This window comes from Nitratireductor sp. GZWM139 (assembly GCF_030068685.1).
Lineage (GTDB): Bacteria > Pseudomonadota > Alphaproteobacteria > Rhizobiales > Rhizobiaceae > Nitratireductor > Nitratireductor aquimarinus.
In genome coordinates this window covers 149,574-162,009 of sequence record NZ_JAMQML010000001.1, presented here as the reverse complement: position 1 = coordinate 162,009, position 12,436 = coordinate 149,574, and the positions used below count along the sequence as shown (strand labels likewise).

Sequence of the window (12,436 nt, the reverse complement as noted above, 5' to 3'; positions counted from 1 at the left end):
GCGTCCAGCATGCATCCAACTTTCGGACCCGTTGCCCATGGCTCTCGAATTTGAAACGCGTTTCGACCCCGCCTATGGCGAGGCCGTCGAGATCGCTCCCGACATTCAGCGCCTTACGGTCAACAACCCCAGCGCCTTCACCTTTCACGGCACGAACAGCTATATCGTCGGCACCTCCAGCCTCGCCGTCATTGACCCCGGCCCGGAGGACGAAGCCCACTTCCAGGCGCTGCTCAAGGCCATTGGCGGCCGGCCGGTCAGCCACATCTTCGTCAGCCACACCCACAAGGATCACTCGCCGCTCGCTGCAAGGCTGTCGCGGGAGACCGGCGCAATAGTCTGCGCAGAAGGCCCACACCGCGCCGCCCGTCCGCTGCGCATTGGCGAAACCAATCCGCTCGACGCCAGCGCCGACATGGATTTCAGGCCCGACATCGCACTCGCCGATGACGAGCTTGTCGAGGGCGATGGCTGGGCGCTGCGCGCAATCCACACGCCGGGCCACGCCGCCAATCATGCGGTGTTCGCGCTGGAAGGAACCGGCGTGCTCTTCTCGGCAGACCATGTGATGGCCTGGGCCACCTCCATCGTCGCCCCGCCCGACGGCGCGATGTCCGATTACATGGCCTCGCTTGATCGCCTGCTGGAGCGTGACGACACGGTGTTCCTGCCCGGCCATGGCAGTCGCGTCCGCATGCCCCAGCGCTTCATGCGTGGACTGAAGGCCCACCGGAAGATGCGCGAGCGCGCCGTTCTGGACCGCATCGAGCGCGGTGATCGCACCATAACGGAAATGGTTCAGGCCATTTACCGGGACACCGATCCCCGGCTTCATGGGGCAGCCGCCCTCTCCGTTCTCGCCCATCTGGAAGATCTGGTCGCACGCGGGGCCGTGACGACGGAGAACGATCCGTCAATCGACGCGATCTATTTTCCGGGCTGAACCCGAGAGCGACTTCGGCGAAAGCGGAAACAGCCTGAAGCGCTAGACCGGGGCCAGGAAGGCCATGCGTTCATCAAGTTCCTTCAGGAAGCGCTGGATACGCTGCGCATTGTCCCCAAGATCGTGGCGTCCATATCGAGACGCCGACCGCATGTCGACGAAGGTGGCGGCCTGGTCGTCTTCGATGCGTATGGCCACATCAGACGGAAACCCCAGAAGATAGGAATGCGCCACCCCTTCCAGCGTGACGCTGGCGCCGGCAAGTTGCAGCCCTTCAGGCCCCTGTGGCTGCCATCCCCTCTCGCGCATCATCGCGCGCACAACTTCAATGACATTGTCAGCCGTGTACTCGTAGCGCCGCCCCGTCACCTCGGGATAGTCCTGCTGCTGCATTGCCTGGCTCTCGGCAGACATGGGCTCGACGGCATTCATCACGCCGCTCCGCGCCCGCGCAGCCAGTGGCATTTGCGGCGGGTTTTCAGGGTCGGTCGAGATGTCGACCAGTTGCGGGTGTTCAAAAAAGCGGTATCCGGAAATGCCGAAGGGAACCAGCGCGAGGGCCGCGATGACCATGCTGCCCGCCGCCATTGCAGCACCCAGAGAGCCATGTTCCCAGACCTGCAGAAGCGCCATCACACCGAGCATGAAGGCGACAAAGGCAAGCGCTCCGCCCAGCCCCAGGAGCCACAGGAAAGGAACCGTTTCCAGAAGTCCGAAGCGATGCGATGCGCCCGACACGATGAGCAGAACCAGCGAGAAGAGCGCAAGCCTTCGGCACCAGGGAGCGGCGGGAGCCATTTGCCGTACCAATGTTGCCGTCATGAACCCAACCGAACGCGCCATTGCCATCAGAGATAGAGCCTCATAACGCATTGCTGATCGGCAGAAAATTCAATTTCAGTGGAATGTTTAAGATTTCAGGGCCTTGCACCCATTGGCTGCGACAATGATTCAGCCAGCACCCGCGCCTTGAAACAGGTGAAAGCCGGACCATATAACCATCTTCTTAGGTTATTGTAACACGCCATAATCCAGCCACGCTCGCACGCACAATGTCATGGCCGGAGGGGTTGCGTGGGAAAATGTTGTGAGGTTCCGCCATGCAGACTGCGCTTCTAGAACAGAACGAAACGGCAGCAGGCCCGCTCGAACTGGTTGAGCTGGAGCTCGCCCTCAAACATCAGGATTTCGTCGAACAGGGTTTTGAGGGCGCGGTGAAACACGCTCTTGAACAGATCGAAGGGCGTCTTCTGTTTCAGATGCGCCTTGATGGCGTGAACGATTGCGACTGGGTTGCCGCCATTGCGCTTGAGGACGAGGACACGCCTGTCCATGCGCTCGTGGTACAGCGGACGGGAAGCGACACGCTTGATGTCGAGAGCATCGAGACCAGCGATCTGCCGGTGGCACGCATCGTCAATGCCTATGCCAGCCTGATAACGACGCTGGACCGCGTTCAGTAACGCGGCCCACGGATCCCCGACGGCTTCATTCGGCAGAGCGCGTCAGGCTGCGCCCTTGCCCGCGTGAATGGCGGCCTGCGCTGCCGCAAGCCGTGCAATGGGCACACGGAAGGGCGAGCACGACACATAGTCCAGCCCCACCGTCTCGCAGAAGCGGATCGACGCTGGGTCGCCGCCATGCTCTCCGCAGATGCCGAGCTTGATTTCCGGCCGCGCCGTGCGTCCCTTTTCAGAGGCAATCCGCACCAGCTCGCCAACGCCATCCACATCAAGCGACACGAACGGGTCCTGCTCGATGATGCCGCGTGTGCGATAGGTTTCCAGGAAGGAAGCCGCATCGTCACGCGAGATGCCGAATGCGGTCTGCGTCAAATCGTTCGTCCCGAAGGAGAAGAACTCGGCGCTGCCTGCGATCTCGTCTGCCCGCAACGCCGCGCGCGGCAGCTCGATCATCGTGCCGACCAGATAGTCGAGCGTGATGCCGCGCTCTTCCATCACGGTCTTGGCCACCGCGTCGATGCGGTTCTTCACGAAGGTCAGCTCGGCCGACATGCCAACAAGCGGCACCATCACCTCCGGCACCACCGGCTTGCCGGCTTTCTCAGCCGCCTCTGCCGCAGCCTCGAAGATGGCGCGCGCCTGCATCTCCGCGATCTCCGGATAGGAAATCGCCAGACGGCAACCGCGATGGCCGAGCATCGGGTTGAACTCATGCAGCGCCTCGGTGCGCTGGCGCAGCTTCTCCGCCGAAACGCCCATGGCGGCAGCCACCTCGCCGATTTCCTCTTCGGTCTTCGGCAGGAACTCGTGCAGCGGCGGGTCGAGCAGACGGATCGTGACCGGCAGCCCGGCCATCACCTCGAAGATCTCCACGAAATCGGAGCGCTGCATGGGCAGAAGCTTCGCGAGGGCCGCGCGCCGGTCGTTTTCGGTGTCGGCCAGGATCATCTCGCGCATGGCGAGGATGCGGCCATCATCGAAGAACATGTGCTCCGTGCGGCAAAGGCCGATGCCCTCCGCGCCGAAGGAACGCGCCGTGCGCGCGTCAGCCGGCGTTTCGGCATTGGCGCGCACCTTCATGCGCCGCGCCTCGTCGGCCCAGCTCATAATGGTGGAGAAATCGCCGGAAAGTTCGGGCTGCAGCATGGGGACCGCACCCTTCAGCACCTGTCCCGTTGCACCATCGATGGTGATCGTGTCGCCCGCCTTGAGCATCTGCCCCATGGCGAGCAGCACGCCCTTGCGATGATCGACACGCAGTGAACCGGCACCCGAAACGCAGGGTTTGCCCATGCCGCGCGCCACCACCGCCGCGTGGCTCGTCATGCCGCCGCGCGTCGTCAGAATGCCTTCGGCGGCATGCATGCCGTGAATGTCCTCGGGGCTCGTCTCCACCCGCACCAGAATGGTCCGGCGTCCTTCGGCCTTGGCCTCTTCGGCAGCTTCGGACGAGAACACGATCTCGCCCGTCGCAGCGCCCGGCGAGGCCGGCAGGCCCATGCCGATGATGTCGCGCGGGGCGGACGGATCGATGGTCGGGTGCAGAAGCTGGTCGAGCGACGCCGCATCGATGCGGGTCACCGCCTCGTCACGCGTGATCAGCCCCTCATTGGCCATGTCCACGGCTACTTTCAGCGCCGCACTTGCCGTGCGCTTTCCCGAGCGCGTCTGCAGCATCCACAGCTTGCCGCGCTCGATGGTGAATTCCAGATCCTGCATGTCGCGGTAATGCCGCTCCAGCGTGTCGGCGATCCCGGTGAAGGCGTTGAACGCCTCGGGCATCAGCTTTTCGAGCGATGGCTTGTCGGAGCCCGCCGCAAGCCGCGCCGCCTCGGTGATGTTCTGCGGCGTGCGGATGCCCGCCACCACATCCTCACCCTGCGCATTGACCAGAAACTCGCCGTAAAGCGCTTTCTCGCCGGTCGAAGGATCGCGGGTAAAGGCAACGCCGGTTGCCGAATCCTCGCCCCGGTTGCCGAACACCATGGCCTGCACATTGACCGCCGTGCCCCAGCTTTCGGGGATGTCATGCAGCCGGCGATAGGTCACCGCACGCGGGTTCATCCATGAAGAGAACACAGCGCCCACCGCGCCCCACAGCTGCTCGTGCGGGTCCTGCGGGAATGGCGCGCCAAGTTCGCTTTCGATGCGGCCCTTGTAGAGCGCAATAACGTTCTGCCAGTCCTCGGCCGAAAACTCCGTATCGACCTCGTAGCCGAGCCGCGCCTTCTCCTCTTCAAGGATTTCCTCGAAGAGATCATGGTCGAGCCCGAGCACGACATTGCAGTACATCTGGATGAAGCGGCGGTAGCTGTCATAGGCAAAGCGCGCATCGCCGGCTTCCGCCGCGATCGCCTCGACCGTCTCATCATTGAGGCCGAGATTGAGCACCGTGTCCATCATGCCGGGCATGGAGGCCCGTGCGCCCGAGCGCACGGAAACCAGAAGCGGCTGCCCCGCATCGCCGAAACGGCGGGCGGCAACCCGGCCGACCTCGTCAAGCGCGGCCTCGACCTGTGTTTTCAGCGCGTCCGGATAGGTGCGGCCATTCGCATAATAGTGGGAGCAAAGGTCGGTCGTGATCGTAAAGCCGGGCGGCACCGGCAGCCCGAGGCTGCACATCTCCGCCAGATTTGCGCCTTTGCCGCCGAGCAGATTTTTCTCGCCCGCGCTGCCTTCGGCACGTCCATCGCCAAACACATAGACCCACTTGGTCATGCTGCATTCCCCTTCCGGTCGATTTGCCGGCGCCTGGAACTTGTGCTGCACCGGCTACGGGAGGCAGCGTTAAGCGGCAGCGACCATCAAGGCAAGGCCAACCAACGGAGCATCCGCCGCTTTATCGATTGAAGAGAAGATTTTTTCTTACCGGGAATGGAACAGTTCTACATGTGACAAGGGCAACAGTGCTTCTGCTTGCCAAAGCAGACGGGACGAGGCTCTCGCCCCATCCCGCAACCGTTCTGTTTTTTCCGCGCTGCGTCAGGCAGGCGCTGCCACCACCTGCGGGCGAACGCGGATGAAGATCATCACCGCCGCCAGTACCAGCACCACGCTCGAAACGCTGAACACGCCCTGCGCGCCGCCGACATCGAAAATCAGCCCGCCGCCTGCCGCGCCAATGGCGATGGCAAACTGGATTGCCGCCACCAGAAGACCGCCGGCGCTTTCGGCCTGATCCGGCACCGTCCGCGCCAGCCACGTGGACCAGCTCACCGGAACGGCGCCGAACGCCAGCCCCCAGAGCGCAATCATCACGGCATTCGCCAGCGGCAATGAGCCGACCGAGAGAAGAGCGAAGCCCAAAAGCCCCATCACCAGCGGCACGGTCATCAGCGTGCGGCGCAAGCTGCGCTCCACCAGAAGGCCGGCAAACAGCGACCCCAGAAAATTGGCCACGCCAAAGCCCAGCAGCATGCCCGAAACAGCGTTGATGCTCCCACCCGTCACGATTTCCAGATGCGGCCTGATATAGGTGAAGAAGGCGAAATGACCGGCAAACACCAGCATCGCCGCCAGCAGGCCCCACCCCACACCGGGCCGCGCCAGCACATCCACCAGCGTGCGAAGCCGGGTTGCCGCATTCGGAGCCATCGCCGGCAGGGTCGCGAACTGAACCACAAAGGTGATCGCTCCGAGAACCGTTGCCAGCAGGAACACGCTGCGCCAGCCCCACATCTCCCCCACATAGCTGCCAAGGGGCGCGGCGACGATGGTTGCCGCGGCCACGCCGCTCACGATCATCGAAAGCGCGCGCGGCACCAGCGCCTCCGGCACCAGCCGCATCGCCACCGCCGTCGATATGGCCCAGAAGCCACCAAGCGCGATGCCCAGCAGAACCCGGCCCGTGAGCAGAACCGGCAGGTTCGGTGCAAACGCCACCATCAGGTTGGCCACAATGAGAAGCACCGTGAACGACAGCAGCACACGCCGCCGGTCGATGCTGCGGGTCGCCGCAGAGATCAGCAGGCTCGCCACCAACCCCACCAGTGCCGTCGCGGTCACCGCCTGTCCGGCCATCCCTTCCGAAATACCGAGATCAGTCGCCATCGGCGTCAAAAGGCTTGCCGGCAGAAATTCCGCCGTCACCAGCCCGAACACGCCTAGGGTCAGGACCCATTAATATGACCGCAATGGCGTTCGATAGACCAAGAGATGCCAGGAAAAGCCCGCAGAGCGGGGTTTCCCCCCGGTCAAGGGGTTTGACGCAGCAGGTCGCCGGTCTATCGAGCGTCCTTCGGATCAGCCTGATTTGCACGGGCTACTTTGTCGCAAGCCCTTGAAAGACATGAAGTCTTCCTGCGGCCTTGCTTCGCGTATCCGCACAAATCAGGCCGACCATTGCGGCCATATTAATGGGTCCTGACCCTAGCGACATCGAAATCACTGCGCCCCAGGCCGGTTGCCGGCTGGCCTGCGCGCCTGTCCACTGCGGGGCTTCGTCCATCTGTCTTTCCTTTCGCATGCAATCTGTTTTGCAGTGCAAAAGAGATAGATTGGACATTCCGGACGAACCATGTCACAAAAACCGGAATGATTGATCGAAACGCCGAAACACCACCATCACTCGCCAATCCGGATCTGGTCAGCGAATTGCTCATGGGCATGCGCCTTTACGGGATGTCCTATCACCGCACCCAGATCACGCCGCCCTTCGGCATTCGCTTCGGCACCATCGAAGGGCGGGCCCAGTTTCACTTCGTGGGCCGTGGTCCCGTCTACCTTCGCGGCCCTGACGACACGCTTCACACACTTGAAACCGGCGACGCCGTTCTTCTGCCGCGCGGCGGTGAACACGCTCTCCTCTCCGAGCCGGACTTTCAGAGCCAGTGCATCACGAATTTCCAGGCCAGGCCGCTCTGCCGCGATGTCAAAGAGATCATTGCCTGTTCGAACGAGCCGGATCGCCAAAACGATGCGCTCATCTTCTCCGGATGCATGGAGTTCGATCTGGGCAGCATGCACCCGCTCGTCGCACTCATGCCCGATGTCATGCGCGTGTCCACGCTTCTGGAGCGTTATCCGGAAATCCTGCCCATCCTCGACGCGATGGAGCGTGAGACACGGGGAGACCGCGCGGGTTTTGCCGGCATCCTCGCGCGGCTTGCCGATGTGGTTTCCGCTTTCATCGTCCGCTCCTGGGTCGAATGCGGCTGCGGCGGCTCAAGCGGCTGGGTGGCGGCGCTGCGCGATCCGCGCCTTGGTCATGTGATCGCCGCCCTGCACCGCGACCCCGGTCGCGACTGGACCGTCGCCGAACTGGCAAGGCAAATGGGCAGCTCCCGCTCCGTCTTTGCCGAGCGTTTCCACACCGTCACCGGCATGACGCCCGTGCGCTATCTGACGGAGCTGAGAATGCGCCTCGCCGCCCAGTGGATCAGCCGCGAGGGGCTGGCCATCGAAACGGCTGCGCACCGCCTTGGCTATGGTTCACAGGCAGCATTCAGCCGTGCCTTCAAGCGCGTGATCGGAAAGCCGCCCGGTGCGATGCGCGCTGCCACGCCTGCGCCCATGCGCCCCGCGCCTATGGATCGGGCGGACGCCACTCCCCTAGCTTAACCCCAAGAAGACCGAGAGTCGCCTCATCCGCGCGCCCCTCACACAATTGACGCATGGCTTCGCAAAAAAGCCTGTCGCCCTGCTCCGTGGCGCAGGCAAAAAGGGTCATGCAGGAGCGAAACTTCAGGTCATCCGGCGTTCCGAAAATCTCATGCAGCGAACCACCCGGCCCCGTCATCACCGCTTCCGTAGCAGCGCGCAGGCGCGGCCCAAGAACCGGATGCGCGAGATAGGCACGCGCTTCATCAAGCGAAACCAGACCGTAGAACAATGCAGTTGGCGAGCGCCCCAGCTCACGCAATTGCGGAAACACGAACCACATCCAGTGCGTTCTCTTGCGCCCCGCGCGCAACTCCCCCAGCGCCTCGTCAAAGCAGTCCGCCTGCGCCGTCACGAAGCGCTGAAGGTCGAAAGGGTCTTCCGTCATCATCCGTCTCCGCGAATATTTTCCGGGAACCTTGCCGACGCATTCTACCAGACCCGTCACAGACATTTCGCGAGAGCACGGCGCATCTGCTTCAGGACTTGCAAGCAAGACGAAGATGAATTAGAACAAATCAAGAACAATGGAGGTTGTCATGCGCCAGACCGGAAAGCTCGACTATATCGAAATGCCCGCTTCGGGCGGCACCATCGACAGCGTCAAGTCGTTTTACGCACGGGCCTTTTCCTGGTCTTTCACCGATTACGGTCCCGGATACGCAGCCTTCAACGAGGGGATCGACGGTGGCTTCGACGGCGCGCCGGACGCGACCCGGAAACCGCTCCCCGTCCTTTACTCGGAGGATCTGGAAGCGACGCTCGCCACCGTGCGGGAAGCCGGCGGCGAGATTGTCAAACCGATCTTCTCTTTTCCCGGTGGCCGGCGCTTCCACTTCACCGATCCGGCAGGCAATGAGCTGGCCGTATGGAGCGAGACGTGAGAGCGAGCGGGGCGATCCTGCATCTCGACACGCATCCTGATTTTCCCGAAACCACGGATCAGGCAGGCCGCGACGCGATGCTAGACTGCCTCGCGCAGGCGCTCGGCGGTCTGGAGGTCGACAGAGACCAACTGGCTGACGCCCTGCTCGGCCATGGTCACGCCGAACAGACGGTTCATGCGCGCCATGGTGATCGGGTTGTGGGTGATCACCACGAACCTCGTATCCGTTGACGCAGCCATCTCATCCATGAGGTTGCAGAACCGCTCGACATTGTGATCGTCGAGCGGCGCGTCCACCTCGTCCAGCACGCAGATGGGTGCGGGATTGGTCAGGAACACGGCGAAGATCAGCGCCATGGCCGTCAGCGCCTGCTCGCCACCGGAAAGCAGCGTCATGGTCTGTGGGCGCTTGCCGGGCGGGCGCGCGAGAATTTCCAGCCCCGCCTCCAGCGGATCATCGGACTCGATCAGCTGCAGTTCCGCCGTGCCGCCCCCGAAGAGATGGGTGAACAGACGCTGGAACTGCTCATTGACCACATCGAAGGCGGCCAGAAGGCGCTCGCGGCCTTCCTTGTTCAGGTTCTGGATGGCCAGCCGCAGCTTGCGGATCGCCTCGATCACGTCCTCGCGCTCGGTCACGATGGTGCCGTGCCGTTCGCTGAGTTCCGACTGCTCTTCCTCAGCCCTGAGATTGACCGCGCCGAGCCGCTCGCGCTCAATCTTGAAACGCTCGAGACGCCGCTCCACATCGGCGATCTCCGGCATGGGCGCATCCGGTTCCAGCTCCGCCATGGCCAGCACCTTGTGCGGCGGCACGTTCAGCACTTCCTGAATGCGCGCCTCGGCTTCCTTGCGCCGCTCTTCCGCCGCCGTCACGCGTTCTTCCGCACGGGCGCGGCTTTCGCGTGCCGAGGAAAGTGACTGGATGCTTGCGGTCGCCAGCTTGTCCAGCTCCGCCTGCCGGTTCTCTGCTTCCTGCAGCTTGTCGGCAGCTTCCTTGCGCAGATTTTCCGCCTTTGAAATTTCGGAAAGCAGCGCGCGGCCACGCATCTCGATCTCTTCGGGAGCCTCGGCCAGTTCTTCCAGCTCCGCTTCGGTGTCGCCACGGCGCTGCAAGAGCGCAGCCGTGTGCCGGTCAGCATTTTCCACGCGCGACTGCCAGCTGCGCCGTTCGGCGGCAATCGCCTCGAGCCTGCGCCGGCGCGCATCGGCCTCGCGCCGCAATCCCTCATAGGCTGCCCGCGCCTCGGCCACCGCCGCGCGCTTGGCCGAAACCCCGGCAAACTGCTGATCAAGCCGCGCCTGCAATTCGGTGATGTCGGGCGCGCTCTCCAGCGCCTCTTCGGCGGCCATGGTCGAAGCCACGGCCTCCTCGTGATCCTCGACAACGCGGCCACGCGCTTCTTCTAGGCTCATCCGGCGGCTGGAAAGCTCGCCTGCCGCCCTCTCCGCACTCGCCAGCGCATCGCGCGCGCGGCTGAGCGCCGCCTGCGCCGCGCGCCCTTCTTCACGGGTGCGCCGCTCGGCTTCCACCGCAGCCTTCACCGCGTGTTCCGCATCCGCCAGCGCCGTCTCCGCCGCGTGCAGTCGCGCCGTCGCCTCGATCACTTCGCCGTCGAGTTCGGCAAGCCGGTTCTTCTGCGCCAGCCTCTGCGCCGCAGCCGTCGGCGCATCCGCGCTGGCGCGGTAGCCGTCCCACCGCCACAGTGCGCCATCGCGCGCCACCAGACGCTGCCCGGTCTTCAGAAGCTTCTGAAGGCGCGGCCCGTCTTCCGCATCCACGATGCCGATCTGCGAGAGCCGGCGCGCAAGCTGTTCCGGAGCCTTCACCACGGAAGCCAGCGCCATGACGCCTTCCGGCAGCGCCGGGTCATCCGCCGAAACCCCGGACGGCCCCCAATAGACCGGAGCCGCACTGTCGAGCGGCACGTCCAGATCTTCGCCCAGCGCTGCGCCCAGCGCGGTCTCGAAGCCGCGCTCCACGCGCAATTGCTCAAGCACCGCCGGATAAAGATCCGCGCCGCCGGCGTTCAGGATCTTGCGCAGCGTCTGCGCTTCCGTCTCCACACGCCCAAGCTCGGAGCGTGCTTCCTGCAACGGCGGTCGGGCAGCCTGTTCCGTCTCACGCGCGGCAGCGACCCGCTCTTCGCATTCCGCAGCCGCGCCTTCGGCCATCTCCACGCGTTCCGCGGCTTCTTCCATCAGAAGCCGCTTTTCAGCCGGGTCAGGCAGACCGGCAATCCGGCCCGTGATTTCCTGAAGCTCGGCATCCATGGTCGCAACCTGCCGCGCCAGCCGGTCCCGGCGCTCGGCCTGCTCGCGGATCGCGCGCTCGGCCTGCTGACGCGTCGCCGATGCCTCGGCCTTCTCCGCCGTCAGCCGCGAAAGCAGCTCTTCCGCTGCCGAAAGCTCCTCGGAAACCGTCTCGAACACATTCTGCAGTTCGATATCACGGCCTTCCGCGCCGTCCTCGGCCTCTTTCAGCGTCTCTTCTTCTTCGGCAAGCCGCGCCAGCGCTTCCGCATTGTCGCGCACCATCTGCTCTTCACGCGCAACGTCCGCGTTGAGCTGATCGATCCGCTTCTGCAATTCCTGCGTTCGCGCCTGAACGCGCTTTGCCTCTTCCTCGATCTGCGTGCGCGCAATGGTCAGGCGCTGCAGGGCGGCGGCAGCGGCGGCTTCCGCATCGCGCAGTTCCGGCAGCTTGTGCGCGCCAATCGCCTGCGCCTTGGCGGCTTCCATCTGGCCCGATGCAGTTTCGCCAACCAGCGCGGTCGCCTGCGAAAGCGCGCTCTGCGCCTCCGCCTCCTGGCTCTTGGCCGAGGACCAGCGCAGATGAAGCAGGATCGCCTCGGCCTTGCGCACTTCTGCGGAGAGCTTCTTGAAGCGCGACGCCTGGCGGGCCTGGCGCTTGAGGCTTTCGATCTGGCTGTCGAGTTCGCTCACCACATCGTCGAGGCGCTCGAGATTCTGCTCCGCACCGCGCAGTCTGAGTTCGGCCTCATGGCGGCGCGAGTGCAGGCCGGAAATGCCGGCCGCCTCTTCCAGAAGCGCCCTGCGCGCCTGCGGCTTTGCCTGGATCAGCTCGCCAATGCGCCCCTGCCCCACCATGGAGGGTGAACGTGCGCCGGTTGACTGGTCGGCGAACAGAAGCTGCACGTCACGCGCGCGCGCTTCCTTGCCATTGATGCGATAGACCGACCCCGCCTCGCGTTCGATCCGGCGCGAAACCTGCAATTCATCCGCATCATTGTAGGAGGCCGGCGCGGTGCGGTCGCTGTTGTCGAGAAACAGCGTCACCTCGGCCGTGTTGCGCGCCGGGCGCGTTCCCGAGCCCGAGAAGATCACGTCGTCCATGCCGGAGGCGCGCATGTTCTTGTATGAGCTTTCGCCCATCACCCAGCGCAACGCTTCGACCAGATTGGACTTGCCGCAGCCATTCGGCCCGACCACGCCGGTCAGCCCGCTTTCGATGATAAACTCACCCGGCTCGACAAAGGATTTGAAGCCCAGAAGGCGCAGTTTGGTGAACTTCATGCCGCCCTC

The 12,436-nt window shown here is 64.0% G+C and carries 9 protein-coding genes; 4 read left to right on the top strand and 5 right to left on the bottom strand.

Going from position 1 to position 12,436, the window contains the following annotated elements; all coding sequences use genetic code 11:
- Positions 1 to 37 precede the first annotated feature (37 nt).
- Entirely contained in the window at positions 38 to 943 is a 906-nt protein-coding gene (locus NDI72_RS00745; RefSeq protein ID WP_206545868.1) for an MBL fold metallo-hydrolase, read from the top strand.
- A 42-nt stretch (positions 944 to 985) separates the two neighbouring features.
- On the opposite strand, the gene NDI72_RS00740 is transcribed toward NDI72_RS00745, so the two are convergent.
- The gene (locus NDI72_RS00740) at positions 986 to 1,741 is read right to left on the bottom strand and encodes a DUF1499 domain-containing protein (RefSeq protein ID WP_283799275.1); all 756 of its coding nucleotides are present in this window, start codon (positions 1,739 to 1,741) and stop codon (positions 986 to 988) included.
- A 302-nt stretch (positions 1,742 to 2,043) separates the two neighbouring features.
- Between NDI72_RS00740 and NDI72_RS00735 the strand changes: the two genes are divergently transcribed.
- The gene (locus NDI72_RS00735) at positions 2,044 to 2,406 is read left to right on the top strand and encodes a hypothetical protein (RefSeq protein WP_113154553.1); all 363 of its coding nucleotides are present in this window, start codon (positions 2,044 to 2,046) and stop codon (positions 2,404 to 2,406) included.
- Between the two features lie 42 nt (positions 2,407 to 2,448).
- Here NDI72_RS00735 and ppdK read toward each other — a convergent pair whose 3' ends face one another.
- The gene (gene ppdK / locus NDI72_RS00730; protein WP_283799274.1) at positions 2,449 to 5,124 is read right to left on the bottom strand and encodes a pyruvate, phosphate dikinase; all 2,676 of its coding nucleotides are present in this window, start codon (positions 5,122 to 5,124) and stop codon (positions 2,449 to 2,451) included.
- Between the two features lie 264 nt (positions 5,125 to 5,388).
- A complete protein-coding gene (locus NDI72_RS00725; protein WP_283799273.1) occupies positions 5,389 to 6,507 on the bottom strand; it encodes an MFS transporter in 1,119 nt (372 codons plus the stop codon).
- Between the two features lie 432 nt (positions 6,508 to 6,939).
- Here NDI72_RS00725 and NDI72_RS00720 point away from each other — a divergent pair, with 432 nt between their 5' ends.
- Positions 6,940 to 7,965, top strand: a complete 1,026-nt coding sequence (locus NDI72_RS00720; RefSeq protein WP_283799272.1) for an AraC family transcriptional regulator — start codon at positions 6,940 to 6,942, stop codon at positions 7,963 to 7,965.
- Here the strand turns inward: NDI72_RS00720 and NDI72_RS00715 are convergent.
- Positions 7,931 to 8,392, bottom strand: a complete 462-nt coding sequence (locus NDI72_RS00715; RefSeq protein WP_283799271.1) for a DUF1810 domain-containing protein — start codon at positions 8,390 to 8,392, stop codon at positions 7,931 to 7,933. The two genes, NDI72_RS00720 and NDI72_RS00715, sit on opposite strands and share 35 nt — an antisense overlap.
- Before the next feature lie 151 nt (positions 8,393 to 8,543).
- Here NDI72_RS00715 and NDI72_RS00710 point away from each other — a divergent pair, with 151 nt between their 5' ends.
- Positions 8,544 to 8,888, top strand: coding sequence for a VOC family protein (locus NDI72_RS00710; protein ID WP_283799270.1), 345 nt, complete (start codon positions 8,544 to 8,546; stop codon positions 8,886 to 8,888).
- An 80-nt stretch (positions 8,889 to 8,968) separates the two neighbouring features.
- Here NDI72_RS00710 and smc read toward each other — a convergent pair whose 3' ends face one another.
- Complete coding sequence (smc, locus tag NDI72_RS00705; RefSeq protein ID WP_283799269.1) at positions 8,969 to 12,427, bottom strand: chromosome segregation protein SMC; 3,459 nt, start codon at positions 12,425 to 12,427, stop codon at positions 8,969 to 8,971.
- Between the last annotated feature and the right edge of the window lie 9 nt (positions 12,428 to 12,436).